Origin of the sequence: Pseudomonas fluorescens, from assembly GCF_001623525.1 — a bacterium.
Taxonomy (GTDB): domain Bacteria; phylum Pseudomonadota; class Gammaproteobacteria; order Pseudomonadales; family Pseudomonadaceae; genus Aquipseudomonas; species Aquipseudomonas fluorescens_Q.
In genome coordinates this window covers 2,899,210-2,922,955 of the sequence record NZ_CP015225.1, presented here as the reverse complement: position 1 = coordinate 2,922,955, position 23,746 = coordinate 2,899,210, and the positions used below count along the sequence as shown (strand labels likewise).

The following is a 23,746-nucleotide window of genomic DNA, read 5'->3' as shown; positions in this document are numbered from 1 at the left end:
AATCCGATGCGTGTGTGGTTTTTGAGTGCCGGCCTGGCCTTGATGTGCATGGCCCAGAACGCAGCGGCGGGTACAGTCCTGATCGTTGGCGATAGTATCAGCGCGGCTTTCGGCCTGGATACCCGGCAAGGGTGGGTGTCGTTGCTCGAACAACGGCTCAAGGCCGAGGGTTTTGACGATAAAGTGGTCAATGCCTCCATCAGTGGCGACACCAGCGCCGGAGGCCAGGCGCGGCTGCCGGCGCTGCTTGCAGCCCATAAGCCGGACCTGGTGATCCTGGAGCTGGGCGGCAACGATGGCTTGCGCGGACAACCGCCAACACAATTGCAACAAAACCTTGCAGCGATGATCGACAGCGCTCGCGCCAGCGGTGCCCAGGTGCTTTTGCTGGGTATGCAACTGCCACCCAATTACGGACGGCGCTACACCGAAGCCTTTGCCCGGGTCTACAGCACCCTGGCCGAGGAAAAAAAAGTCCCCCTGGTGCCGTTTTTTCTCAAGGACGTCGGTGGCATCCCGACCATGATGCAAGGCGACGGATTGCACCCGTCCGTCGCGGCCCAGGGCAAGTTGCTGGAAAATGTATGGCCAACACTGAAACCGCTGCTTTGACGCTTTTCTACCGGCGGGCTTTCGGCTAATGTGGCGCCCCCGATTTGGAGCCCCCGATGCCGCGTCCCGCCTGGTCCCTGTTTGCCTACCAACTGATCGAGCCTGACGAGCAGCTGGATCTGTTCGCCTGCCAGGAAGTGCGGGTGCACCTGGTGACCCGGCAGTTGGAACTCGGTGGCTCGGCCGATCGGACTCTCTGCGGCAGCCTGCTGCCGGCCCAACCGCGCTGGTCGAGCGTCGATCGCAAGATTTTCCAGGATCATCGCCTGTGCTCGTTGTGCCGGGCGATCCTGGAGTCCCAGAAGCGCGGCACATCGCCGATCTGGCCGGAGCTGCGGTTCGAGTTGTAATCCCTTCTCGCGTGCCATGACCCGCGGCTCCCACAGGGCGCGGGGTGAATGCCGAACAAAATGCTGTGCATCGGACGCTTGATTGCCGCTCTCCCCGAAATAACAGGTGGCAGTGTACAATCGCCGTTTTCATCACCCCTTGTTCGATCTGCGAAGGATTTCCTGGATGTTGCCGCGCTTGCCTGCCGTCGCCCGCTGCCTGTCTCTTGCCGCCCTGTGTATGGCGGGCCACGTTGCCGCCCTGGAGCTGCCTCTGCCACCACCGGGTGAAGACATCGTTGGCCAGGTGCAGGTTATCAAGGCCAAATACGAAGACACCTTCGCCGACCTGGGCACCACCTATGACCTGGGCTACAGCGAGATGGTCGCCGCCAACCCGGGGGTCGATCCCTGGTTGCCGGGCGCAGGCACCGAGATCGTGCTGCCGACTCGTTTCATCCTGCCGCCGGGCCCGCGCGAAGGCATCGTGATCAACCTTGCCGAGTACCGTCTCTACTATTTCCCCAAGGGGCGGAACGTGGTCTACACCTTCCCGCTGGGGATCGGGCGTGAGGGCTGGGGATCGCCGATCGCCCACACCAGCATCATCGCCAAGACGCCGAACCCGACCTGGACCCCGCCGGCATCGATCAAGGCCGAACACGCCGCCGACGGCGACCCGCTGCCGAACGTCGTGCCCGCCGGCCCTGATAACCCGCTGGGGCCCTTCAAGTTCACCCTGGGCACCCCGGGCTACCTGATCCATGGTTCGAACAAGAAGTTCGGCATCGGCATGCGCACCAGCCACGGCTGCTTCCGGATGTTCAACAATAACGTGCTGGAAATGGCCGGCATGGTGCCGGTGGGCACATCGGTGCGGATCATCAACGACCCCTACAAGCTGGGGTTGAGCGGTGGCAAGGTGTACTTGGAGGCTCACACACCGCTGGACGACAAGGGCAACCCGTCGGTGGTGGACAAGCACACCTCAGTGATCAACGCGATGCTCAAGCGTGAAGACATCACCAGCAACTTGCGCATGAACTGGGACGTGGTGCGGGACGTGGTGGCGGCCGAAGATGGCATGCCGGTGGAAATCGCTGTTCCGAATACCTCAGCACCGATGGTCACGAGCGCGCCGATCGACTTGCAGCAATAAAAGACTCGACAACAACCCGCCGACGTTTCGCGATGTCGGCGGGTTTTTTATTGCTTGGGAAAACACCGGGCAGCCGCTCTCGAACCCAAAAAAAAGCCGACCCAAAAATGGGTCGGCTCGATAACAATCCCGGGGGACTATTACTTGCGGCTAGCTTTTTCCAGCATGCGCAGAGCACGCTCGTTAGCTTCGTCAGCAGTCTGTTGTGCTTTTTGAGCAGCAGCCAGAGCTTCATCAGCTTTACGGTAAGCTTCGTCTGCACGAGCCTGGGAGCGAGCTGCTGCGTCTTCGGTAGCAGTCAGACGTGCTTCGGTTTCTTTCGATGCGCTGCTGCAACCGGTAGCCAGAACTGCGGCCAGGGCCAGAGCAGAGAATTTCAGAACGTTGTTCATCGTGTTCCCCTTCAAGGACATTCTATTAGTGACTGTCTCCCCAGACTGAGGAGTTAGCCGGCGTACATACTACCCATTACTTGTAGTAAGTAAACTGACGTAGCGCAAGAAGCAAAAAAATTGTAGGCGGTGATTCTTTTTCGAGCAACTTTTCTAAGGGGTGTTTAAAAAATATACAGCCCAAAGCCCTTGGCTGGAGCACGTCGACGAAAAAAAGTTCCGTGGCGGCGGAGAACTCTAGCAGCCCTCGCTAACGTCGTTGTTTATTGATTCACCTACACTTTTGTACATTTTTTGTGCAATGCCCCAGGCATCTTTATTGGTATTGGCGGTGACTTTAACTACGCGCGCTCGTCTCAAGACTCAACAACTGGCGATGTTCAGCTATTGCACCGTGACCGACTACAGCGCGACGATGGCGCTCAATCGATAAACCCGACGAGGTTTACCCCTTCGATGACAGGCGTGCCTTGAGCATTTGCGTCATTGGTGCCTACTATTCACGACGTGCTCGGGTTTGAGCGGATCGATTTTGGCGCTCGGTGACCAGGACGGCACGGGGTGGCGTAGATGTTCCTTCGCCGGAAAAACATCGGTAAGGTAGGGGTCGGCATTCAGACCCGCGAGGAGTAGTGATGAGCGAGGCGGTTACCATCCACCATGACCAGGCTGGTCATCAGTTCGAGACCAACGTGGACGGTCATCGTGCTTATCTGACCTATATGGACCTGGGCAAGCAGACCCTGGATATCTATCGCACCTTCGTGCCCAACGCCTTGCGCGGCCGGGGCATCGCGGCGGCGTTGACCGAAAGTGCGCTGCAGTACGCCGAAGAAATGGGCTACACGGTGATCCCATCTTGCTCCTACGTGGAGCGCTACATGGAGCGTCACCAGCGGCACGCGGCGAAACTCTGAGAAAAAGGATTCCCAATAAAAAACGCCGGGCTGAAGAGCACGGCGTTTTTTTATGCCTTGAGGAAAGTAAAGGATCGCAGGCTTCGCCAACTCCTACATCCCCGCTCCAAACATGTGCAGGAGCTGTGTAGGAGTTGTCGAGTGAAACGAGGCTGCGATGTTTTTTAACCGCGCTGACGCTTCGGCAGAACATCCTTGAGCTTGGCATGCATGCTGCGCAGGGTGTTCTCGGTGGCACTCCAGTCGATGCAGGCATCGGTGATGGAGACGCCGTACTGCAAGTCGGCGAGGTCTTTCGGAATGGCTTGGCAGCCCCAATTCAAGTGGCTTTCGACCATCAGGCCGATAATCGACTGGTTGCCTTCCAGGATCTGGTTGGCCACGTTCTCCATCACCAGCGGCTGCAGTGCCGGGTCCTTGTTGGAGTTGGCGTGGCTGCAGTCGACCATGATGTTCGGCTTGATCTTGGCTTTGTTCAGCGCCTGTTCACACAGCGCGACGCTGACCGAATCGTAGTTCGGCTTGCCGTTGCCGCCGCGCAGTACCACGTGACCATAGGCGTTGCCCTTGGTGGTGACGATCGACACGCCGCCTTCCTGGTTGATGCCCAGGAAACGGTGTGGGCTGGAGACCGACTGCAAGGCGTTGATCGCCACGGTGAGGCCACCGTCGGTGCCGTTCTTGAAGCCCACCGCCGACGACAGGCCGGAGGCCATTTCGCGGTGGGTCTGGGATTCTGTGGTGCGCGCGCCGATGGCCGACCAGCTGATCAGGTCCTGCAAGTATTGCGGCGATATCGGGTCCAGGGCTTCGGTGGCCGTCGGCAGGCCCATTTCCGCCAGGTCCAGCAGCAACTGACGACCGATGTGCAGGCCGTCCTGGATCTTGAAGGAGTCATCCAGGTACGGGTCGTTGATCAGGCCTTTCCAGCCGACGGTGGTCCGGGGCTTCTCGAAATACACCCGCATGACCAGGTACAAGGTGTCGGAGACTTCCGCAGCCAGCACCTTCAGGCGCTCGGCGTATTCGTGGGCGGCCTTGATGTCATGGATCGAGCAGGGCCCGATGACCACGAACAGGCGATGATCGGTGCCGTCCAGGATGTTGCGGATGACTTCCCGGCCCTTGGTCACGGTGCGCAGGGCAGCGTCGCTCAGGGGAATATCGCGCTTGAGCTGGTCAGGCGTGATGAGGGTCTCGTTGGAGGCGACGTTAAGGTCGTTGATCGGTAAATCAGCCATCGTGTTACTCGTCAGGTCACGGGTGCCGGCCGCCAGCGATCCCCGCGCGGCGGTGCACAGCGGATTTTAAGCGCGTCGGGGAGCCGAACCTTATCGCGTTACGAGGGGGCTCGACAATGGGCTGGGACGGGTTTAATGCCCTATAGGCGGGGGAAAAGGCCTTGGCGATGGCTCTGCAGCAGATTCGTGAGCAGATGTAATGATGATTGCATGCCATGCCGCTCGCGCTGATAGTGTGCAAGGACTTTTTACCAGGAGAGTTGCAAAGATGCAGGCAGGCGTGAAACCGCGGATCGGGATGATCGGCACCGGGGCGATCGGTGGGTTCTACGGCGTGATGCTGGCGCGTGCCGGTTTTGACGTGCACTTCTTGCTGCGCAGCGAATTTGCCGCCGTGGCCGAAGCCGGTTTGCGGATCGACAGCGCGGTCCACGGTACGCTGGCCCTCAACCCCGTCCAGGCGTATCGCTCGGCAGCCGACATGCCGCCCTGCGACTGGCTGCTGGTTGGCGCCAAGACCACCAGCAATACCGAGCTGGCCCCGGTCATTACCCAGGCTGCCGCTGAGGGGGCAAAAGTCCTTTTGCTGCAGAACGGCCTGGATGTCGAAGACGATCTTCGCCCTTTGTTGCCCGATTCGTTGCACCTGTTGGGCGGCCTGTGCCTGATCTGCGTGCATCGCGTCGGCCCTGGTGTCGTCACCCACCAGGCCCTGGGCGCGGTCAACGTCGGTTATCACAGTGGGCCTTGCGCCGATCAGGCACAACGCATGGTGATCGTCGAAGAGGCGGCGACGTTGTTCCGCAGCGCCGGTATCGACGCCCAGGCCATGCCGGGCCTGCAACAGGCCCGCTGGCAGAAGCTGGTGTGGAATGTGCCGTACAACGGTCTTTCGGTCCTGTTGGGCGCCAGTACCACGCCGTTGATGGCCAACGACCATAGCCGCGAATTGATCCAGGCACTGATGGGGGAGGTGGTCCGCGGTGCGCAAGCCTGCGGGCATCATATCGCGCCGGGTTATGCCGAGTATCTGTTCACGATGACCGAGAAGATGCCCGACTACTGGCCGAGCATGTACCACGATTATTCCCACAAGCGTGTGCTGGAACTGGACGCGATCTACGGCCGGCCATTGGCGGCAGCGAAAGCGGCAGGGTGTGAGCTGCCGAAAATCGAAGCCTTGTACCAGGCGTTGGCGTTCGTGGACCGATATAACCGCTGAGCGGGCAAAAGGGGAGCGGTATGGCAAACAACATCGACGACAAACTGGTGCTGGCGATTTCGTCGCGGGCGCTGTTCGACCTGAGGGAAAGCCACAAGGTGTACTTGTCGAGTGGTGTCGAAGCCTACCGGCAATACCAGATCGAGCATGAGGACGAAGTCCTGGCACCCGGCGACGCCTTCGCCCTGGTGCAAAAGCTGCTGAGCCTTAACGAGCACCTGGGGCGTGCCCGGGTCGAAGTCATCCTGGTTTCGCGCAACAGCGCCGACACCGGCCTTCGGGTGTTCAACTCGATCCATCATTATGGGCTGGCGATCTCGCGCGCGGCTTTCGTGGGCGGTCGCAGCCCGTACCCGTACCTCAAGGCGTTCGGTTGTGATCTCTTTTTGTCCACCCACGCTGAAGACGTGCGCAGTGCCCTGGACGCCGGGTTTGCCGCCGCGACCATCCTGTCGGGTGGTGCCAGTCGCGCGGCCAGCGAGGAACTGCGCATTGCCTTCGACGGCGATGCCGTGCTGTTTTCCGATGAGTCGGAACGCGTCTATCAGGCCGATGGGTTGGAGGCCTTCCAGGCCAGCGAGCGACAGGCCGCCCGCGAGCCGCTGCGAGGCGGGCCGTTCAAGGGGTTCCTGGCGGCGCTCAATGCACTGCAGCGCGAGTTTCCCGAGGACGCCTGCCCCATTCGTACGGCGTTGGTGACGGCCCGTTCGGCACCGGCCCACGAGCGGGTCATCCGGACCTTGCGTGAGTGGGATATTCGCCTGGACGAGTCGTTGTTCTTGGGTGGCCTGACCAAATCGGCCTTCCTCGAAGCCTTCGCCGCCGATGTTTTTTTCGATGACCAGACCGGCCATTGCGAACTGGCCCGGGAGGTGGTCGCCACCGGTCACGTGCCCCACGGTATCAGTAACGAAGTGAAGCCCTGACTGCCCTTGGTCCGGGACGTCAAGCCGCACGTCGCAGTCCCCTGGGCGCTGCTAAGCTGAATCAATCTCCGCCATTTTGGCACGCGAGGAGGTCACATGATTCGTTCGATGCTGTACGCCACAGACCTGGGCCTGTACGCCCCTTATGTGATGCAGCATGCCTTGGCGTTAGCACGGACGTTTGAAGCCGAGTTGTATGTGGTGCATGCGGTAGAACCGATGGGGCTGTTCGCCGAGTCGGTGTTGCAAAGCTATCTCGACGAGCAGGCGCTGAACGAATTTCACCGCCAAGGTCTGAATACGGTGATGGCCAATATCGAACAGCGGGTGCTCGACAGTTTCCGCGAGGAGTTGGGGGAAGGGCAGCAGGACTTGAAACTGATCAAGTCGGTCAGGGTGTACCAGGGCGATCCTTCCCAAGTCATCCTGGAGCAGGCTGCGAAACTCTCCGTCGACTTGCTGATCGTAGGCAGTCATTGCCAAGGGGCAAGCGGTGAAACCCCCTTGGGCAGAACCGCTGCACGGGTATTGCAGTTATCCCGGGTGCCGGTCTATCTGGTACCGCTGGTACAGCGCCGACGCCAGGGAGAGGCCTGAGGCGAAACGATGGCTTTTTATAAAAAGTTCTAGATTTATTGTCGAAACCTTTCATATAGTTATATACCGTCGCTGATGCCCGTGGCGTCCAACTGCTTTGAGGGATACATATGAAGCTTCAACAACTGCGCTACATCTGGGAAGTGGCGCACCACGACCTCAACGTTTCCGCTACTGCCCAAAGCCTCTACACATCGCAACCCGGCATCAGCAAGCAGATCCGCCTGTTGGAAGATGAGCTGGGCGTCGAAGTCTTCGCCCGCAGTGGCAAACACCTGACCCGCGTGACGCCGGCCGGTGAGCGCATCATCACCACCGCTGGCGAGATCCTGCGCAAGGTCGAGAGCATCAAGCAGATCGCCCAGGAATTCTCCAACGAGAAAAAAGGCACCTTGTCGATCGCCACCACCCACACCCAGGCCCGTTATGCGCTGCCGCCGGTGATCAGCAACTTCATCAAGCAATACCCGGACGTGGCGCTGCACATGCACCAGGGGTCGCCGATGCAGATCGCCGAAATGGCCGCCGACGGTACCGTGGACTTCGCCATTGCCACCGAGGCCCTGGAACTGTTCGGGGACTTGGTGATGATGCCGTGCTATCGCTGGAACCGCTGTGTGGTCGTGCCCCAGGGCCATCCGTTGACCAAGCTGCCGAAGCTGACCCTCGAAGCCCTGGCCGAATACCCGATCGTGACCTACGTATTCGGTTTCACGGGTCGTTCCAAACTTGACGAAGCCTTCAGCCATCGTGGCCTGACGCCCAAGGTGGTGTTCACCGCCGCCGACGCCGACGTGATCAAGACCTACGTTCGCCTGGGCCTGGGTGTGGGCATCGTCGCGAAGATGGCCGTCGATACCAAGCTCGACAGCGACCTGGTGGTACTGGATGCCAGTGAGTTGTTCGAATCCAGCGTGACCAAGATCGGTTTCCGTCGTGGCACTTTCCTGCGGGGGTTCATGTGCGATTTCATCGAGAAGTTTGCACCGCACCTGACCCGGGAAGTGATGGCCAAGGCCATCCAGTGCCACAACAAGCAAGAACTTGAAGAGTTGTTCGACGGCGTCGAGCTACCGGTGCACTAAGACCCTTCTAGATCGCCTCGGTGACAGCGAACTGTTGCCGGGCGCCCGCTACCACGATCTCTACTTCATCCCCTTCGAACTTGCCCAAAAGGCCGCGGCCCAGCGGTGAGCGAGGGGTGATGACGGTGATCGGCTGGCCCACCAGCGAGACCTTCAAGCCCGCCGCATCCGGTCCCAGGAACAGCCATTGCTGGCGACCGTCCTCATCCTCTAAACCAATCAACGTGCCCACCTGAATGCCGCGCTGTTCGTCGTATGGCCTTAGTGTCAGGTTCTGGCAGAGGGCGAGGGCCTGGCGTATTTCTTCCACGCGCCGGGCTTGCCCGGCAGCGAGGTAAGAAGCTTCAAGGCCCAGGGTGTCGTATTTGTTCTCGGCGATGTTTTCTTCGTGGGTCGCGGTTTCGTAGGCGGTCTGCGCGGCGCGTTCGGCGATGTCGAGATCAATTTTGAGCTTGTCGAGAATCAACTGGTGGACGGTCTGTTTGTTCATGGTCATTCGCAGAATTGCAGGACGTTGGCGCGGCTTTTCTCACTGGGCGCATTCTGGTCCTGTTGCAGCCAGAACTGGCACTTGGGGTTGGACAGGTTGCGCGGATTGTTGCGGGCCTGATCGAGCGCCTGGCGCTGCTCGTTCCTCTGCAGGTTCTGCTGGTACTGCTCGAACATCGGCGTGGGCGGCTCTGGAGGTGGTTGCACCGCCGGTGGTTGCGCCAGTTGATGGACGGCGGCGGCCACGGGTGCCAGTTGTTCGTTGAACAGGAATCTGGACAGCAGCCAGCCCGTCAACACGATGGCGAGGAACCCCAGCCACAGGCCCAGGGCGATGCTGAAGGTCAATTGCAAAGCCGTGAGGCGCGAGGGTGTCGGGTGATCGGGCATGGCTGCTTCCTGGCAGGGGCATGGGCAGGCGATATTGTCGCATGAAGATTAATCGCCGTCGGCTCTTCTGCGTGATCGGTTTATTCGGGACAATCAGGCCTTTGCCACAGGGAGTCGGGAATGACCGTGCGTTGGGATATTTTTTGCACCGTCGTCGATAACTTTGGCGACATTGGTGTCACATGGCGTCTGGCTCGGCAGTTGGTGGCCGAGCATCGATGCGCGGTACGGCTATGGGTCGACGACCTGCGTGCCTTCGAACGAATTTGCCCGGAAATCGACATCACCCTGTCCGAGCAATGGCAGCAGGGCGTGCAAGTGCGTCACTGGCCCGAGGAGTGGGCGCCCACCGACGCCGCCGACGTGGTGATCGCCGCGTTTGCCTGCCAACTGCCGAGCGCCTACATGGATGCGATGGCCGCGCGCCAGACGACGCCCCTGTGGATGAACCTTGATTATTTGAGCGCCGAGGACTGGGTGATCGGTTGCCATGGCTTACCGTCAGTCAAATACAAGCACGTGCAGAAATATTTCTTTTTCCCCGGCTTTCGGGAGGGAACGGGTGGCTTGCTGCGCGAGGCCGGCCTGCTGGAGCGCCGTCGGCAATTTCAGCAGGATGCCGAAGCGCAACGCAGTTTCCTGCAAGGATTGGGCGTGGAGCGGGCGCCGCAAGCCTGCCTGATCTCGCTGTTTGCCTACGAGAACGCTGGGCTGGCGAGTTGGTTTGACGCGATGGCAGCCGATACCCAGGCATTTCATGTGCTGGTTCCCGAAGGGCGAGTGTTGGGCGACGTCGAGCGTTGGCTCGGTGTCGAAGGCCTGAAGGTCGGTGCGCTGCATCGACGCGGTGCACTGACGGTGCAGGTGCTGCCGTTCGTTCGCCAGGATCAGTACGACCAGTTGCTATGGTGCTGTGATTTCAACGCCGTGCGTGGCGAAGACTCCTTCGTGCGCGCCCAGTGGGCTGGTCGGCCGCTGCTCTGGCATATCTACCAGCAGGAAGAAGACGTCCACCTGGAAAAGCTCGAGGCATTTCTCAGGCTCTACAATCAGGGGCTTTCACCGGCTGCGCAAAAAGCGATCAGCGGTCTTTGGCGGGCCTGGAATGCCGGCCAGGACATGACCGAATATTGGAAAGCCACCCGTGAACAGCAGCAGGAACTGGCCGAACATGCCCAGGCGTGGTGTCTGGAACAGGCCTCGCGAGCCGATCTTGCCGCAGCGCTGGTGAAGTTTTATGTAAATTGGATATGATACGCGGCCTAGATTTTTGTAAATCCCATCCAAATTCGGATATTCGCAATGAAAACTGGTAAAGAACTGAAACCCGGGACCGTGATCCGTCTCGAAAACGATCCTTGGCTGGTTCAGAAAGCTGAGTTCACCAAGTCGGGTCGTAACAGCGCGATCATGAAGACCAAGCTGAAGAACCTGCTGACCGGTTACAAGACCGAGATCGTCTACAGCGCCGACGACAAACTGGACGACGTGATCCTCGACCGCAAAGAAGCGACCCTGTCCTTCATCAGCGGCGACACCTACACGTTCATGGACACCACTGACTACACCATGTACGAGCTGAACGCCGAAGACATCGAAAGCGTTCTGCCGTTCATCGAAGAAGGCATGACCGACGTCTGCGAAGCCGTGTTCTTCGAAGAACGCCTGGTTTCCGTAGAACTGCCGACCACCATCGTGCGTCAGGTTGACTACACCGAAGGCTCCGCTCGCGGTGACACTTCCGGCAAGGTGATGAAGCCTGCCAAACTGAAGAACGGTACCGAGCTGTCGGTCGCTGACTTCATCGAAATCGGCGACATGATCGAGATCGATACCCGCGAAGGCGGTTCCTACAAAGGCCGCGCAAAATAAGCGAAGCCTTGTGTATGAAAAAGCCCGACCATTGAGTCGGGCTTTTTTATTTCAAAGTGCCACAGCAGAACCCTGTGGCGAGGGAGCTTGCTCCCGCTGGGCTGTACAGCAGCCCCAAACCCAGACAACGCGATTATCCAGTCATACCGCATTTGCCCATTTTACGACTGCTGCGCAGCCGAGCGGGAGCAAGCTCCCTCGCCACCAAGGCTCCGGGGCCCAGTTATTTCAAGTGCTGCTTGAGCTCTTCGGACACCTGCAACATCGCCGAACGCACCGCTGGGACCTGGCTGACCACGTTGAGCAAGCCATAGTCGTGGATCATGCCGTTGTAGCGCACGGCGGTGACGGGTACACCGGCCGCGTCCAGCTTGCGGGCATAGGCTTCGCCTTCATCGCGCAAGACATCAGCCTCGGCGGTCTGCACCAGCGCTGGCGGCAGACCCTTGAGTTGTGCGGTGCTGGCCCGCAGCGGCGAGGCATAGATCTCGCCGCGTTGCCCGGCATCGGTGGTGTAGTTGTCCCAGAACCATTTCATCATGTTTTTACTGAGGAAGTGCCCTTCGGCGAACTGGTTGTAGGACGCCGTCTCGAAGCTGGCGTCGGTCACCGGCCATAGCAACGCCTGGAAACGGATCGCCGGTGTGCCTTTGTCTTTCGCCATCAGGGCCACGACCGCCGCCATGTTGCCGCCGACGCTGTTGCCCACCACGGCCATGCGCTTGCCGTCGACGTTGATCTGCTTGCCGTGTTCGGCCACCCATTTCGTGGCGGCGTAGGCCTGGTTGATCGCCACCGGGTAATGCGCCTCGGGTGAGGGCGTGTAGTTGACGAACACCGCGACAGCGCCCGAGCCCGCCACCAGATCTCGAACCAGGCGTTCGTGGGTCGGGAAGTCACCCAATACCCAGCCACCGCCGTGGAAGAACATGAACACGGGCAACTCACCCTTGACCCCGGCCGGGCGAACGATGGTCAGGCTGATCGACTGACCATCGACCTGGATGGTTTTCTCGCTGACGTCGGCCTTGGGCAAAGTCAGTTTCACCCCCGCCTGGGCGCCCACCAATACGGCGCGGGCGTCCTTGGGCGACAGTTGCTCCAGGGGCTTGCCAGTGCCGGCATTCAGCACGTCGAGAAACGCCTGGGTGTTGTGTTCGACGATGCCGTCGGCGAAGGCACTGCTGACGCTGAGGGCGAGAAGGGTGCCGGCAAAGGCTTTGCTGAGGGTGTTCATGTGCATCTCCTTAGGTTCGGGTCCAGGGTTGGTGGTCAGACGGTCACGTGCAGGCGCACATCAACGTTGCCGCGGGTGGCGTTGGAGTACGGGCAGACTTGGTGAGCCGCATCCACCAGGCTTTGCGCGTCGGCCTGGTCCAGCCCTGGCAGGCTGATGTGCAGGTCGATGTCGAGGCCGAAACCGCCGGGGATCTGGCCGATGCCGACATGGGCTGTAATCGAGGCGTCGTCCGGGATCTTGCGTTTGCTCTGGCTAGCCACGAATTTCAGTGCGCCGATGAAGCAGGCCGAGTAGCCGGCGGCGAACAGTTGCTCAGGGTTGGTCGCCGCACCGCCTGCACCACCGAGTTCCTTGGGCGTGGCGAGTTTGACGTCGAGGATGTTGTCACTGGAGATCGCACGACCATCACGGCCGCCGGTGGAGGTTGCGATTGCGGTGTAGAGAGTTTGCATGATGAGAGCCTCGTTTCTAGGGTGGTGTTATCGCGCTAAATGTTTGCGCGCTAATTAGGTGTGAGGCAAATGTATAGCGCTAATATTTTGCGCGCAAGATAAGTTTTTGAGGTGAGTTGAATTTGCGCCACTGAAAGGGCGTGTAACCCTTGAGCTAGAGCGTTTCAGCGCAGCAAAAAAAATTTAGATGGGCGAGTTAGAGATCAAGGAGCTGCAGGATCCCCGCCATCGCGAGCAAGCTCGCGCCCACATTAGATTTGCGTCGAAGGCAGATTTATAGCCACTGAGCATCAAGTGTGGGAGCGAGCTTGCTCGCGATAGCGGTGGGTCAGTTGGAGGTTAGTCAGAGGCTGTCTTGCAAATGCCCGCGCAGTGCCTGCAGGTCAAGTTGCAGCTTCTTCAACTGCTCCAGGGTCTGGCCGCTGGCGGCGAGGATGCATTGGGGAATGTCGAGGGCTTTTTCGCGCAGGGCGCGGCCCTGTTCGGTGAGTTCGACAATCACCACACGTTCGTCTTCACGGCTGCGGGTGCGGCTCAGCAGGCCCTCGACCTCCAGGCGCTTGAGCAGTGGCGTCAGCGAGCCGGGGTCTGTCAGCAGGCGCGTGCTGATTTCACCGACGGTCAATCCATCCTTTTCCCACAGCACCATCATCGCCAGGTATTGCGGATAGGTCAGGCCCAGGGCCTGTAGCAGCGGCTTGTAGACTTTGGTCATCAGCAGCGACGTGGAGTGCAGGGCGAAACAGACCTGGTTGTCGAGTAGCAGGGCTTCGCAGGCTTCGGGGGTGTCGCGCAGGGTGTTCATGGCAGAACCTTCAATCAATGATCGATACGAATCTAGCGGGCGAATCTTTAATGCACCAGATAATTCTGATATTTCGGATGGATGTTACGTTTCCCCGCTGGCGCCGACTGCGTAGGATAAGCGCCCTGAGGAAAAGGGGAGTCTTCTGTGTTCGAATTTGCACTGTTCTTGGTCTTTGGTGCCGTGTTGGGCACCTTGGGGGGATTGTTCGGGATCGGTGGTGGCCTGATTGCCATTCCTGTGCTGGGCGTCTGGTTCGGCCTCGACCAGCAAATGGCCCAAGGGACAGCGCTGGTCATGGTGGTGCCCAATGTGATGCTTGCGTTGTGGCGCTATCACCAGCGCAATCGCATCGAATTGCGCCATGTCCTGCCTTTGGCTTCCATGGGGTTCTGCTTTGCCTGGCTGGGTTCGATCTGGGCCGTGGGGATCGACGCGAACAGCATGCGGATCGGCTTCGTCGCGTTCCTGATCGCGCTGACACTCTACAACATGGCCCGCATGTTCGCCGCCAACGCACCGGCTTCGGCGCAGATGCGTTATGGCTGGCCATGGCTCGCCGTGCTTGGGGCGGCGTCCGGTACCATGGGCGGCCTTTTCGGTGTTGGCGGGGCCGTGGTCGCGACGCCGATCCTGACCAGCATTTTTGGCACCAGCCAGGTGGTCGCCCAAGGGTTATCCCTGGCACTGGCCTTGCCCAGCACCGGCGTGACCCTCGCCACTTATGCGTTTCACCATGAGGTGGACTGGAGCATCGGCCTGCCGCTGGCCGTCGGTGGCCTGCTGAGCATCAGTTGGGGGGTGAAAGTCGCCCACGCCTTGCCGGAGCGGCTGTTGCGCGGGCTGTTTTGCGGTTTCCTGGTGCTGTGCGCGGTGCTGCTCGCCTTTAAAGTTTGAAGCCTTCGACGATGTGCTCGGCCAGGCACTCGGTGATCGGCGATGGGTTATGCAGGTTGCGGATCAGCATGATGCTGGCCTCGGGCAGTTCCGGCAGGTCTTCAGCTTCGCCCAGTACGCGCATGTCCGGGGTCAGCAGGCTTTCCAGTTGCGCCGTGATTGCCAGGCCGGCGCCCACCACCGCCATGAGCGCCGACAGGCTCGAGCTGTTGTATGCCACGCGATAATCGCGACCCATGGCATCCAGCGCATTGCAGGCCCATTGCCGGCAGAAACAGTCACTGTTGAACATCGCCAGCGGCAGCGGTGTTTGTTCATGGACATTGAAGCAAGCGGCTTCGGCCCAGACAAAGCGTTCCTTGCGCAGCAACTGGCCGATTTCGTCCCCCGGTTTGCGGGTGACGATGGACAGGTCCAGGTCCTGGCGCAGCAGCAACTGCTTGGACGATTCGCAGTGCACTTCAATTTCGATCAGCGGGTAGAACTGGGCGAAGCGTTGCAGGATGCCTGGCAGAAAGCGCATCACGTAATCGTCCGGCGTGCCGATGCGCACCGTGCCAACCATGTGCGGTTCACGCAGGGTATTGAACACTTCGCTGTGCAGCTTGAGGATCCGCCGCGCGTAACCCAACAGCACCTGGCCTTCAGCGGTGAGCTTGACCTGGCGTCCGTCACGCTCGAACAACCGTCGTTGCAACACGTCTTCTTCCAACCGCTTCATCTGCATGCTGACGGCAGACTGGGTGCGATTGACCAATTCCCCGGCCCGGGTGAAACCGCCTTGGTCGGCGATGGCGACAAAGGTACGCAGCACTTCCGTATCGATGCTCGGGTAACTCGACAATTGATCAATCTCCGAGATGTATTGCATAAGAAACATTCGTTGGATTGATCTTATCGTTAGCGCGAGACTTGATCCATCCCCAACGGAGGACATCACGATGAAAGGTCAAAAAGGTTATCTACTGATAGACAAACTCTCCCACGGCTTCTCCGTCAGCGCCCTGCTGCACAAGTTTAGCCGCTGGTACGAATTGCACCACGAGCGCGAACTGCTGGCCGGAATGAGCGACGAGGCGCTCAAGGACATTGGCGTGAGTCGTGCCGATGTGGAGCGGGAAGTGGTTCGGCCATTCTGGGACGACCCAATGCACAAATGAGCCATCCTTTCCTACACAAACCCCTTATTGGTGAGGTAGGTTGCGAGCAGACAAGGAGATCTCCATGCCCGCGACTCTGTCCTTTACCCTCAAACAGGCCCGGCGTCTGGCGTTGGCCGCCCAAGGATTCGATGGGCGCTCACCGCCAGCTTCGGTGCAACCCTCACGCCTCAACCGCCTGATCGAACGCCTCGGCGTCCTGCAGATCGACTCAGTCAATGCGTTGGTGCGCTCGCATTACCTCCCGCTGTTCTCCCGTCTCGGTCACTACAATCGCGATTTGCTTGATCAAGCAGCCTGGAGCCAGGGCCGACGTCGTACGCTGTTCGAGTACTGGGGGCATGAAGCCTCGCTGCTGCCGATGTCGATGTATCCGCTGATGCGCTGGCGCATGAATCGGGCGTCGGGTGGCGAAGGGATTTATCAGCAGTTGGCGCGTTTCGGCCAAGAACGCCAGGATGTCATCCGCCGCGTTCTGGCGTCGGTCCAGGAGCAGGGCGCCCTGGGTGCGGGCAGCTTGTCTACGCGTCAGGAAAAGGCCGGGCCTTGGTGGGACTGGAGTGCGGAGAAACATGCGCTGGAGTGGCTGTTCGCCGCAGGCGAAGTCACGGTGGCGGGGCGGCGCGGGTTCGAACGGCTCTACGACTTGCCCGAACGCGTACTGCCGGCCTCGATCCTGCAGCAACCGTTGCCGGACGAGGCCCAGGCCCAACGCGCCTTGCTGCTGCATGCAGCTGACGCCTTGGGCATTGCGACAGAGAAAGACCTGCGCGACTACTTTCGCCTCGCTCCGGCCGACAGCCGCGGGCGCCTGGCTGAGTTGGAGGAGGCCGGAGAGCTGCTGCGCTGCCAGGTGCAGGGCTGGAAACAACCGGCCTGGTGTCGACCCGCGGCGAAAATTCCTCGCAAAGTCGCCGCCAGTGCCTTGTTGTCGCCGTTCGACTCGCTGGTCTGGGAGCGCGACCGCACCGAGCGGTTGTTCGACTTTCGCTACCGGTTGGAGATCTACACGCCTGTCCACAAGCGGGTGTATGGCTATTACGTGTTGCCGTTCCTGCACAATGAACGCATCGCCGCTCGGGTGGACCTGCGGGCGGAGCGTGCCCTGGGCCGGTTGGCGGTGCATGCGGTGCACGAGGAAGAGCCGGGGTTGGACGAGGAGGGGGTGCAAGCCTTGGCGGTGAACCTGCGGCGCATGGCCGATTGGTTGGGGTTGGAGCAGGTCCAGCTTAACTGTCAGCGGGTGGGTGGGGTTCGCTTGGCGGTGGCATTGGCCCAGTTAAGTGGTGACTGACCCAACGCTATCGCGAGCAAGCTCGCTCCCACATTGGACCTGTTGTGAACACAAAACCTGTGGTCACCCGGGACCCCCTTGTGGGAGCGAGCTTGCTCGCGATAGCAGTCCAACCGGCGAAGAAGAACCTACCGCCGAACCTGCTTCAACGTCTCGGCAATCAAAAACGCCAGCTCCAGCGACTGATCGGCATTCATCCGCGGGTCGCAGTGGGTGTGGTAGCGGTCCGATAGCCCATCCTCGGTAATCGGACGCGCGCCGCCGATGCATTCAGTGACGTTTTGCCCGGTCATCTCGATGTGAATTCCGCCGGCATAGGTGCCTTCGGCTTCGTGGACCTGGAAGAACTGCTTCACTTCGCCGAGGATCTGCGCAAAGTCCCGGGTCTTGTAGCCGCTGCTGGCCTTGATGGTGTTGCCATGCATCGGGTCGGAGCTCCACAACACTTGCTTGCCTTCACGCTGCACGGCGCGCAATAGCGGCGGCAAGTGTTCGCCGACCTTGTTGGCGCCCATCCGGGCGATCAGGTTCAGTCGGCCGGGGTCGTTCTGCGGGTTGAGCACGTCGATCAGGCGTATCAGGTCGTCCGGGTCCATGCTCGGGCCGACCTTGACCCCGATCGGGTTGTTCACCCCGCGCAGGAATTCGACATGGGCGCCGTCCAACTGACGGGTACGGTCGCCGATCCACAGCATGTGGGCCGAGCAGTCGTAATAGTCGTTGGTCAGGCTGTCACGGCGCACGAAGGCTTCTTCGTAATTGAGCAGCAACGCTTCGTGGGCAGTGAAAAAGCTGGTTTCACGCAGTTGCGGCGAGCTGTCCATGCCGCAGGCGCGCATGAATGCCAGGGTTTCGTCGATGCGGTCGGCCAGGTGGCTGTATTTTTCCGCCAGGGCCGAGTTGGCGATGAAGTCCAGGTTCCACTTGTGCACCTGGTGCAGGTCGGCGAACCCGCCCTGGGCGAAGGCGCGCAGCAGGTTCAAGGTGGCGGTGGACTGGTGGTAGGACTGCAGCAACCGCTCCGGGTCCGGTACGCGGCTTTTCTCGTCGAAACCGATGCCGTTGACGATGTCGCCCCGGTAGGCCGGCAAGGTCACGCCGTCGATGGTTTCATCATTGGCCGAGCGCGGCTTGGCGAACTGCCCGGCCATGCGCCCAACCTTGACCACCGGGCAGCCGGCGGCAAAGGTCATGACGATCGCCATCTGCAAAAGGACCTTGAAAGTGTCGCGGATCTTGGCCGCCGAGAACTCGGCAAAGCTTTCGGCGCAGTCGCCGCCTTGCAGCAGGAACGCCCGGCCTTGGGTCACCTCGGCGAACTGACGGCGCAACTCCCGGGCTTCACCGGCAAACACCAGTGGCGGATAGCTGGCCAGGGTCTGCTCCACCTGCAACAGGTGCGCGGCGTCGGGGTAGCGGGGTTGTTGCTGGATCGGCAGGGCGCGCCAGCTGTCAGGGCTCCAGGGTTGGCTCATCATGATCTCTAGGTGATTGACGCTCGGACGGCCATGTTATCAGCAAATTAGTGCGTGACCTGCTCCGGTTGCTTCGCGGACAATCGCGCCCTTGTCCCGTATCCGCAGGCTCAAGCCGGCACGGCAACCATCAGGAGATGAAATGACAGAGGAGCGCGTCGAGCATTTGCTCGCCGAGGTGCACGACGAGTTCGGCATGATTCGCGTATTCGAAGTGGCCGATTATCGGTTTCTCGAGTTTGGCGATGCCATCGAGCAGAGTTGCGTGTTCACAGCCGATCCGAGCTGGCTCGAATATGACTATACCCGCGCCATGCTCATTGGCGCGTTGTGTCACGAGCAGCCGGAAAGTGCACTGTTTCTGGGGCTGGGCGCTGGTACGTTGACTCAAGCCTGCCTCAAGTTCCTGCCGTTGGAAGATGTCGAGGCCATCGAATTGCGCCCCGACGTGCCGCGCCTGGCCATCGAATACCTGGGGCTGGATGACGACCCGCGACTGTACATCCGCGTCGGCGATGCACTGGAATTGCTTGAAAGCGCTGAGCCTGCGGACCTGATTTTCGTCGATCTCTATACCGATGTCGGTCCTGGCGTCGGGCACCTGGCCTGGGGCTTCCTGGAAAACTGCCAGAAACGCCTCAACCCGGGCGGCTGGCTGGTGATCAACCAATGGGCCACCGACGACGGCAAGCCATTGGGCGCGGCGCTGTTGCGCGGTTTGTACCACCGGCATTATTGGGAGCTGCCGGTGAAGGAGGGCAATGTGATCCTGATCGTGCCGGCGGACCTGGATCAGGAGCTGGACATGCAAGGACTGGTCGCCAGGGCCGAAGGGCTGGCGCCACGCTTGGGGTATTCGTTGCAGTCATTGATCAAGGCGATCCGGCCGGCGACCTGATCAAAGGCCCCAAAACCTTTTTACAAGTGAGTTCCCCTGTGGCGAGGGAGCTTGCTCCCGCTGGGCTGCGCAGCAGCCCCCTCTCAAGCTCACTCAATCAACCTGATCCACCGCGTCGCCGGGTTCTAGGGCCGCTGCGCGCCCCAGCGGGAGCAAGCTCCCTCGCCACGGGGAATTGGGTACGGCGCGGGTTAAGGGAATGCCTCGGATCGGTGTCAGTTTCAAGAGCCAATCGGTTGGTCGAGCGGGATGCTTTTGTGGCGAGGGAGCTTGCTCCCGCTGGGTCGTGAAGCGGCCCCCTTCGATTTCAGATATCAACCCAGGCGTCTGCTTCGCAGCCGAGCGGGAACAAGCTCCCTCGCCACCAAGGGCAAAGTCGTCTGGAGGTGAACCGTTTTAGCCGGCTGTCCCAAGGCCCAGGTCAACGAGCCCCATAACGGTATCTGGCAATAAAAAAAGCTCCCTTTTCGGGCGAATTCCGGTATAGTGCGCGCCGGCCTTTAGCCGGGCCGCGTCAAGGTAGCGCAATTCCCCGAAGTCAGCTTCGGTTGCATGTCCGCACAACGGATGCTTCCACGACGTTCTTTTTCATTCATTCGTTTTCGCAAATCCCCGCCGACAAAGCAGCCAGGGCGACTCTTGAGTCTCAACACGGCATGCGCAGCTTTGGAGCATGGGTCTTTGCGGATGCACTTAGAGGCAGACCCATGACCCAGGAAACCGGCGGCTTCGCCGCTTTTAATCTCAACCCGAACATTCTTGCTGCCGTCACTGCGACCGGCTACGAAGAACCTTCGGCGATTCAGCAGCAATCGATCCCGATCATCATGGCCGGCCACGACATGATTGGCCAGGCGCAAACCGGTACGGGTAAAACCGCTGCGTTCGCCCTGCCGATCCTGCATCGCATCGATCCTGCCAAGCGCGAACCGCAAGCCCTGATCCTGGCGCCAACTCGTGAGTTGGCGCTGCAAGTAGCAACCGCTTTCGAAACCTATTCCAAGCAGATGCCTGGCGTTACTGTTGTGGCCGTTTATGGCGGTGCCCCGATGGGCCCACAACTGAAAGCCATCCGTAATGGCGCGCAGATCGTTGTCGCCACTCCGGGTCGTCTGTGCGATCACCTGCGTCGTGACGAAAAAGTCCTGGCCACCGTGAACCACCTGGTTCTCGACGAAGCCGACGAAATGCTCAAGCTGGGTTTCATGGATGACCTGGAAGTCATCTTCAAGGCCCTGCCAGCGACCCGCCAGACTGTATTGTTCTCGGCCACCCTGCCGCAATCGATCCGTGCCATTGCCGAGCGCCACCTGCGCGATCCGCAACACGTGAAGATCCAGACCAAGACCCAGACCGTCACCGCGATCGAACAGGCTCACCTGCTGGTTCACGCTGACCAGAAGACGTCTGCCGTTCTCAGCTTGCTGGAAGTGGAAGACTTCGACGCCCTGATCATGTTCGTGCGTACCAAGCAAGCGACCCTGGACCTGGCCAGCGCCCTGGAAGCCAAAGGCTACAAAGCCGCAGCGCTGAACGGTGACATTGCCCAGAACCAGCGTGAGCGCGTGATCGACTCCCTCAAGGATGGCCGCCTGGACATCGTTGTGGCGACCGACGTTGCTGCCCGTGGCCTGGACGTTCCGCGCATCACCCACGTATTCAACGTGGACATGCCGTACGATCCGGAATCCTACGTTCACCGTATCGGCCGTACTGGCCGTGCTGGTCGCGAAGGCCGTGCGCTGCTGCTGGTCACCCCGCGTGAGCGTCGCATGCTGCAAGTGATCGAGCGTGTAACTGGCCAGAAGGTAGCTGAAGTTCGCCTGCCGGACGCCCAGGCCGTTCTCGATGCCCGCATCAAGAAGCTGACCAACAGCCTGTCGCCACTGGTGGCTGACGCCGAATCGACCCACGGTGATCTGCTCGATCGCCTGACCGCCGACATCGGTTGCAGCCCGCGCGCCCTGGCCGCTGCACTGCTGCGCAAGGCCACCAATGGCCAAGCGCTGAACCTGGCTGCAATCGAGAAGGAGCGTCCCCTGGTGCCGAACAACGCACCGCGTGGCGATCGTCCTGAGCGCACCGGTGATCGTCCGGACCGTGGTGATCGCGAGCGTCGTGCTCCGATTCCGCTGGCCGAAGGCCGTGCCCGCTGCCGTACCGCGTTGGGTGCCCGTGACGGCATCGCCGCCAAGAACCTGCTGGGTGCCATTCTTAACGAAGGTGGCCTGGCTCGCGAAGCGATCGGTCGCATCCAGGTGCGTGACAGCTTCAGCCTGGTGGAACTGCCGGAAGATGGTCTGGAGAAGTTGCTGACCAAGCTCAAAGACACTCGTGTGGCTGGCAAGCAGCTCAAGCTGCGTCGCTATCGCGAAGATTGATCGGCTCTTGGGCTGATTGATCGAGCATGAAAAATCCCCGACTGGTTCGGGGATTTTTTATGTCTGTCGTTTGGTGTTCTGTCATGGAAAGTGGTGTGGAGGCCACTCGCGAGCAAACTTGCTCGCGATTGACGCGGCCCGGTCCATCAGTCAATCGAACCGATAGATATCCATCCCCAGCGCCCCCATCGTGAACCCCGCATGGACAACGCTGAACTTGCCCCCCGCCCCTCGGGCAAAATACAGCGGCAGCAAGTGCTCATCGCTGGGATGGCTGCGCACGGCGTTCGGCGCCTGGCGACGGTAATCATGCAGCGCGGCCTCGTCGTTGGCCGCCAGCTTCTCAACCATCCAGTCGCGAAAGGCCTTGGCCCAGGGCTCAATGCTGTCGGGGCCGGCGTTCCAGTCCAGGTCGCGCAGGTTATGGGTGATGCTGCCGGAACCGATCAGCAAGATGCCTTGCTGACGCAGGCTCGCCAGGGCCTGGCCGACCTGTGTCTGCAACATCGGTCCCTGGCGGCTGGGCAGGGAAACCTGCACCACCGGGATGTCGGCTTCTGGGTACATCAAAGACAATGGCACCCAGACGCCATGGTCGGACGGCCGTTGAGGGTCGAGGCGTGCCGGCAGGTTCGCGGTGTTGAGCACGGCTGCGACTTGCGTCGCCAGTTGAGGATCGCCAGGCGCGGGGTACTGCACCTCATACAAGGCTGGTGGAAATCCGCCGAAGTCGTGCCAGGTACGCGGCTGCGGATTGGCGCTGACCAGCAATTCGTTGCTTTCCCAGTGGGCGGACACGATGACGATGGCCGTGGGCTTGGGCAATTGAGCGGCCAGGCGAGCCAATGCTGGACCGCTGTCGCCGGGCTCCAGGGCGAGCATCGGTGAGCCATGGGAGATAAACAGGCTGGGCAGCATGAAGGGGCTCCTGAGCGTTAAGATGTGATCATCTTCCGTCAGGTCAATGATCTAAATCTAATATAAGTTTTAGCCCGTTTTTATCGAATTTCTTGGAGTGAATCATGGAGCCCGAGTTTTGGCACAAGCGCTGGTCATCGAACCAGATTGGTTTTCACTTACCGGAGGTGAACCCGTACCTGCAACGGTTCTGGCCGCAACTGGGCCTGGCCCAGGGCAGTCGGGTGCTGGTGCCATTGTGTGGCAAAAGCCTGGATCTGCTGTGGTTTGCCCATCAGGGGTACTCGGTGCTGGGCGTGGAGTTATCGGAAAAAGCCGCCAATGATTTTTTTCTTGAGCATCAGCTTGAGCCGAGCGTGAGTGAAGAGGGTGTGTTCAAGGTCTTCCGTGCCGGGGGCATCGAAATCCGCTGTGGTGATTTCTTTGCCTTGAGTGCTGCAGATGTGGCCGATTGCACGGCGTTGTACGACCGCGCTGCGTTGATTGCCTTGCCAGTGACGATGCGAGAGCGGTATGCGGCGCATTTGCAGAAAATCATGCCGGCGTGCGTGGGATTGTTGATTGCGCTGGATTACAACCAGGATGAAATGCCTGGCCCGCCTTTCTCCGTGGGCAATGATGAGGTGCTGAGGTTGCTGGGTAATGCCTGGCGACTGGAGGTCTTGCAGGAGCAGGATGTGCTGGGGGAGAGCTGGAAGTTCTTGCAGGCTGGGGTGAAGCGGCTGGATGAGCGGGTGTATCGTATTTCCAATCGTTGACGGATGAAGCTGTGGTGAGGGAGCCCCCTGCTCTTGTGGCGAGGGAGCTTGCTCCCGCTGGGCTGCGCAGCAGCCCCTCTCAAGCTCACTCAATCAGCCTGATCTACCGTGTCGCCGGGTTTTAGGGCCGCTTCGCGCCCCAGCGGGAGCAAGCTCCCTCGCCACGGGGAATTGGGTACGGCGCGGGTTAAGGGAGTGCCTCGGATCGGTGTCAGTTTCAAGAGCAAATCGGTTGGT

At 60.4% G+C, this 23,746-nt stretch carries 26 protein-coding genes; 16 read left to right on the top strand and 10 right to left on the bottom strand.

Going from position 1 to position 23,746, the window contains the following annotated elements; genetic code table 11:
- The first annotated feature begins 6 nt into the window (after positions 1-6).
- From TK06_RS12470 to TK06_RS12460, 3 genes are all read left to right on the top strand, one after another.
- The gene (locus tag TK06_RS12470; protein WP_063322322.1) at positions 7-612 is read left to right on the top strand and encodes an arylesterase; all 606 of its coding nucleotides are present in this window, start codon (positions 7-9) and stop codon (positions 610-612) included.
- A 56-nt stretch (positions 613-668) separates the two neighbouring features.
- Positions 669-962 carry a hypothetical protein gene (locus tag TK06_RS12465; protein WP_003199347.1) on the top strand — a complete coding sequence of 98 codons (294 nt, stop codon included), beginning with the start codon at positions 669-671 and terminating at the stop codon, positions 960-962.
- Positions 963-1,128: 166 nt separating this feature from the next.
- Positions 1,129-2,100, top strand: a complete 972-nt coding sequence (locus tag TK06_RS12460; protein ID WP_063322321.1) for a L,D-transpeptidase family protein — start codon at positions 1,129-1,131, stop codon at positions 2,098-2,100.
- A 140-nt stretch (positions 2,101-2,240) separates the two neighbouring features.
- Here TK06_RS12460 and oprI read toward each other — a convergent pair whose 3' ends face one another.
- On the bottom strand, positions 2,241-2,492 hold the full coding sequence (oprI, locus tag TK06_RS12455; RefSeq protein ID WP_003183784.1) for an outer membrane lipoprotei OprI: 252 nt from the start codon (positions 2,490-2,492) through the stop codon (positions 2,241-2,243).
- A gap of 635 nt (positions 2,493-3,127) precedes the next feature.
- Between oprI and TK06_RS12450 the strand changes: the two genes are divergently transcribed.
- Positions 3,128-3,409 carry a GNAT family N-acetyltransferase gene (locus tag TK06_RS12450; RefSeq protein ID WP_003199362.1) on the top strand — a complete coding sequence of 94 codons (282 nt, stop codon included), beginning with the start codon at positions 3,128-3,130 and terminating at the stop codon, positions 3,407-3,409.
- Positions 3,410-3,573: 164 nt separating this feature from the next.
- On the opposite strand, the gene TK06_RS12445 is transcribed toward TK06_RS12450, so the two are convergent.
- Positions 3,574-4,650 carry a 3-deoxy-7-phosphoheptulonate synthase gene (locus TK06_RS12445; RefSeq protein WP_003199364.1) on the bottom strand — a complete coding sequence of 359 codons (1,077 nt, stop codon included), beginning with the start codon at positions 4,648-4,650 and terminating at the stop codon, positions 3,574-3,576.
- A gap of 268 nt (positions 4,651-4,918) precedes the next feature.
- On the opposite strand from TK06_RS12445, the gene TK06_RS12440 reads away from it, so the two are divergent.
- From TK06_RS12440 to cysB, 4 genes are all read left to right on the top strand, one after another.
- Complete coding sequence (locus tag TK06_RS12440; protein WP_063322320.1) at positions 4,919-5,872, top strand: putative 2-dehydropantoate 2-reductase; 954 nt, start codon at positions 4,919-4,921, stop codon at positions 5,870-5,872.
- A gap of 20 nt (positions 5,873-5,892) precedes the next feature.
- The gene (locus tag TK06_RS12435) at positions 5,893-6,798 is read left to right on the top strand and encodes a 5'-nucleotidase (protein WP_063322319.1); all 906 of its coding nucleotides are present in this window, start codon (positions 5,893-5,895) and stop codon (positions 6,796-6,798) included.
- Between the two features lie 96 nt (positions 6,799-6,894).
- Positions 6,895-7,395, top strand: coding sequence for a universal stress protein (locus tag TK06_RS12430; protein ID WP_014337270.1), 501 nt, complete (start codon positions 6,895-6,897; stop codon positions 7,393-7,395).
- 110 nt (positions 7,396-7,505) lie between these two features.
- Positions 7,506-8,480, top strand: coding sequence for an HTH-type transcriptional regulator CysB (gene cysB / locus TK06_RS12425; RefSeq protein WP_003199376.1), 975 nt, complete (start codon positions 7,506-7,508; stop codon positions 8,478-8,480).
- A 7-nt stretch (positions 8,481-8,487) separates the two neighbouring features.
- On the opposite strand, the gene TK06_RS12420 is transcribed toward cysB, so the two are convergent.
- A complete protein-coding gene (locus TK06_RS12420) occupies positions 8,488-8,970 on the bottom strand; it encodes a GreA/GreB family elongation factor (protein ID WP_025212614.1) in 483 nt (160 codons plus the stop codon).
- Between the two features lie 2 nt (positions 8,971-8,972).
- Positions 8,973-9,359 carry a hypothetical protein gene (locus TK06_RS12415; RefSeq protein WP_063322318.1) on the bottom strand — a complete coding sequence of 129 codons (387 nt, stop codon included), beginning with the start codon at positions 9,357-9,359 and terminating at the stop codon, positions 8,973-8,975.
- 120 nt (positions 9,360-9,479) lie between these two features.
- On the opposite strand from TK06_RS12415, the gene earP reads away from it, so the two are divergent.
- Positions 9,480-10,613: an elongation factor P maturation arginine rhamnosyltransferase EarP gene (gene earP, locus TK06_RS12410; RefSeq protein WP_063322317.1), complete on the top strand. Its 1,134-nt coding sequence runs from the start codon at positions 9,480-9,482 to the stop codon at positions 10,611-10,613.
- 48 nt (positions 10,614-10,661) lie between these two features.
- Positions 10,662-11,231 (top strand): elongation factor P, encoded by a 570-nt coding sequence (locus TK06_RS12405; RefSeq protein ID WP_003199385.1) that lies wholly within the window; start codon positions 10,662-10,664, stop codon positions 11,229-11,231.
- A gap of 223 nt (positions 11,232-11,454) precedes the next feature.
- On the opposite strand, the gene TK06_RS12400 is transcribed toward TK06_RS12405, so the two are convergent.
- From TK06_RS12400 to TK06_RS12390, 3 genes are all read right to left on the bottom strand, one after another.
- Positions 11,455-12,468, bottom strand: coding sequence for an alpha/beta hydrolase (locus tag TK06_RS12400; RefSeq protein WP_063322316.1), 1,014 nt, complete (start codon positions 12,466-12,468; stop codon positions 11,455-11,457).
- Positions 12,469-12,503: 35 nt separating this feature from the next.
- Positions 12,504-12,923: an organic hydroperoxide resistance protein gene (locus TK06_RS12395; RefSeq protein ID WP_003199389.1), complete on the bottom strand. Its 420-nt coding sequence runs from the start codon at positions 12,921-12,923 to the stop codon at positions 12,504-12,506.
- Between the two features lie 343 nt (positions 12,924-13,266).
- Positions 13,267-13,728 (bottom strand): MarR family winged helix-turn-helix transcriptional regulator, encoded by a 462-nt coding sequence (locus TK06_RS12390; RefSeq protein ID WP_063322315.1) that lies wholly within the window; start codon positions 13,726-13,728, stop codon positions 13,267-13,269.
- A gap of 147 nt (positions 13,729-13,875) precedes the next feature.
- On the opposite strand from TK06_RS12390, the gene TK06_RS12385 reads away from it, so the two are divergent.
- Positions 13,876-14,625, top strand: coding sequence for a sulfite exporter TauE/SafE family protein (locus TK06_RS12385; RefSeq protein ID WP_063322314.1), 750 nt, complete (start codon positions 13,876-13,878; stop codon positions 14,623-14,625).
- On the opposite strand, the gene TK06_RS12380 is transcribed toward TK06_RS12385, so the two are convergent.
- Positions 14,615-15,469, bottom strand: a complete 855-nt coding sequence (locus TK06_RS12380) for a LysR substrate-binding domain-containing protein (protein WP_027912697.1) — start codon at positions 15,467-15,469, stop codon at positions 14,615-14,617. The two genes, TK06_RS12385 and TK06_RS12380, sit on opposite strands and share 11 nt — an antisense overlap.
- Positions 15,470-15,566: 97 nt before the next feature.
- On the opposite strand from TK06_RS12380, the gene TK06_RS12375 reads away from it, so the two are divergent.
- Entirely contained in the window at positions 15,567-15,785 is a 219-nt protein-coding gene (locus tag TK06_RS12375; RefSeq protein ID WP_063322313.1) for a DUF1127 domain-containing protein, read from the top strand.
- A gap of 64 nt (positions 15,786-15,849) precedes the next feature.
- On the top strand, positions 15,850-17,079 hold the full coding sequence (locus tag TK06_RS12370) for a winged helix-turn-helix domain-containing protein (protein ID WP_063322312.1): 1,230 nt from the start codon (positions 15,850-15,852) through the stop codon (positions 17,077-17,079).
- A gap of 128 nt (positions 17,080-17,207) precedes the next feature.
- On the opposite strand, the gene TK06_RS12365 is transcribed toward TK06_RS12370, so the two are convergent.
- On the bottom strand, positions 17,208-18,554 hold the full coding sequence (locus TK06_RS12365) for a class II 3-deoxy-7-phosphoheptulonate synthase (protein WP_003199400.1): 1,347 nt from the start codon (positions 18,552-18,554) through the stop codon (positions 17,208-17,210).
- 142 nt (positions 18,555-18,696) lie between these two features.
- Between TK06_RS12365 and TK06_RS12360 the strand changes: the two genes are divergently transcribed.
- Together TK06_RS12360 and TK06_RS12355 are read left to right on the top strand one after the other, a co-directional pair.
- The gene (locus TK06_RS12360; protein ID WP_003199402.1) at positions 18,697-19,452 is read left to right on the top strand and encodes a spermidine synthase; all 756 of its coding nucleotides are present in this window, start codon (positions 18,697-18,699) and stop codon (positions 19,450-19,452) included.
- Positions 19,453-20,159: 707 nt separating this feature from the next.
- Positions 20,160-21,833 (top strand): DEAD/DEAH box helicase, encoded by a 1,674-nt coding sequence (locus TK06_RS12355; RefSeq protein WP_003199404.1) that lies wholly within the window; start codon positions 20,160-20,162, stop codon positions 21,831-21,833.
- A gap of 150 nt (positions 21,834-21,983) precedes the next feature.
- Here TK06_RS12355 and TK06_RS12350 read toward each other — a convergent pair whose 3' ends face one another.
- The gene (locus TK06_RS12350) at positions 21,984-22,751 is read right to left on the bottom strand and encodes a DODA-type extradiol aromatic ring-opening family dioxygenase (protein WP_063322311.1); all 768 of its coding nucleotides are present in this window, start codon (positions 22,749-22,751) and stop codon (positions 21,984-21,986) included.
- Positions 22,752-22,855: 104 nt separating this feature from the next.
- Between TK06_RS12350 and TK06_RS12345 the strand changes: the two genes are divergently transcribed.
- Positions 22,856-23,509 (top strand): thiopurine S-methyltransferase, encoded by a 654-nt coding sequence (locus tag TK06_RS12345; RefSeq protein ID WP_063322310.1) that lies wholly within the window; start codon positions 22,856-22,858, stop codon positions 23,507-23,509.
- The last annotated feature ends 237 nt before the right edge of the window (positions 23,510-23,746 follow it).

What these genes read in the sequence shown, in the direction of transcription:
- TK06_RS12470 (WP_063322322.1), top strand. Translation starts at nt 7, where the DNA reads ATGCGTGTGTGGTTTTTGAGTGCCGGCCTGGCCTTGATGTGCATGGCC.
- TK06_RS12465 (WP_003199347.1), top strand. Translation starts at nt 669, where the DNA reads ATGCCGCGTCCCGCCTGGTCCCTGTTTGCCTACCAACTGATCGAGCCT.
- TK06_RS12460 (WP_063322321.1), top strand. Translation starts at nt 1,129, where the DNA reads ATGTTGCCGCGCTTGCCTGCCGTCGCCCGCTGCCTGTCTCTTGCCGCC.
- oprI (WP_003183784.1), bottom strand. Translation starts at nt 2,492, where the DNA reads ATGAACAACGTTCTGAAATTCTCTGCTCTGGCCCTGGCCGCAGTTCTG.
- TK06_RS12450 (WP_003199362.1), top strand. Translation starts at nt 3,128, where the DNA reads ATGAGCGAGGCGGTTACCATCCACCATGACCAGGCTGGTCATCAGTTC.
- TK06_RS12445 (WP_003199364.1), bottom strand. Translation starts at nt 4,650, where the DNA reads ATGGCTGATTTACCGATCAACGACCTTAACGTCGCCTCCAACGAGACC.
- TK06_RS12440 (WP_063322320.1), top strand. Translation starts at nt 4,919, where the DNA reads ATGCAGGCAGGCGTGAAACCGCGGATCGGGATGATCGGCACCGGGGCG.
- TK06_RS12435 (WP_063322319.1), top strand. Translation starts at nt 5,893, where the DNA reads ATGGCAAACAACATCGACGACAAACTGGTGCTGGCGATTTCGTCGCGG.
- TK06_RS12430 (WP_014337270.1), top strand. Translation starts at nt 6,895, where the DNA reads ATGATTCGTTCGATGCTGTACGCCACAGACCTGGGCCTGTACGCCCCT.
- cysB (WP_003199376.1), top strand. Translation starts at nt 7,506, where the DNA reads ATGAAGCTTCAACAACTGCGCTACATCTGGGAAGTGGCGCACCACGAC.
- TK06_RS12420 (WP_025212614.1), bottom strand. Translation starts at nt 8,970, where the DNA reads ATGAACAAACAGACCGTCCACCAGTTGATTCTCGACAAGCTCAAAATT.
- TK06_RS12415 (WP_063322318.1), bottom strand. Translation starts at nt 9,359, where the DNA reads ATGCCCGATCACCCGACACCCTCGCGCCTCACGGCTTTGCAATTGACC.
- earP (WP_063322317.1), top strand. Translation starts at nt 9,480, where the DNA reads ATGACCGTGCGTTGGGATATTTTTTGCACCGTCGTCGATAACTTTGGC.
- TK06_RS12405 (WP_003199385.1), top strand. Translation starts at nt 10,662, where the DNA reads ATGAAAACTGGTAAAGAACTGAAACCCGGGACCGTGATCCGTCTCGAA.
- TK06_RS12400 (WP_063322316.1), bottom strand. Translation starts at nt 12,468, where the DNA reads ATGAACACCCTCAGCAAAGCCTTTGCCGGCACCCTTCTCGCCCTCAGC.
- TK06_RS12395 (WP_003199389.1), bottom strand. Translation starts at nt 12,923, where the DNA reads ATGCAAACTCTCTACACCGCAATCGCAACCTCCACCGGCGGCCGTGAT.
- TK06_RS12390 (WP_063322315.1), bottom strand. Translation starts at nt 13,728, where the DNA reads ATGAACACCCTGCGCGACACCCCCGAAGCCTGCGAAGCCCTGCTACTC.
- TK06_RS12375 (WP_063322313.1), top strand. Translation starts at nt 15,567, where the DNA reads ATGAAAGGTCAAAAAGGTTATCTACTGATAGACAAACTCTCCCACGGC.
- TK06_RS12370 (WP_063322312.1), top strand. Translation starts at nt 15,850, where the DNA reads ATGCCCGCGACTCTGTCCTTTACCCTCAAACAGGCCCGGCGTCTGGCG.
- TK06_RS12365 (WP_003199400.1), bottom strand. Translation starts at nt 18,554, where the DNA reads ATGAGCCAACCCTGGAGCCCTGACAGCTGGCGCGCCCTGCCGATCCAG.
- TK06_RS12360 (WP_003199402.1), top strand. Translation starts at nt 18,697, where the DNA reads ATGACAGAGGAGCGCGTCGAGCATTTGCTCGCCGAGGTGCACGACGAG.
- TK06_RS12355 (WP_003199404.1), top strand. Translation starts at nt 20,160, where the DNA reads ATGACCCAGGAAACCGGCGGCTTCGCCGCTTTTAATCTCAACCCGAAC.
- TK06_RS12350 (WP_063322311.1), bottom strand. Translation starts at nt 22,751, where the DNA reads ATGCTGCCCAGCCTGTTTATCTCCCATGGCTCACCGATGCTCGCCCTG.
- TK06_RS12345 (WP_063322310.1), top strand. Translation starts at nt 22,856, where the DNA reads ATGGAGCCCGAGTTTTGGCACAAGCGCTGGTCATCGAACCAGATTGGT.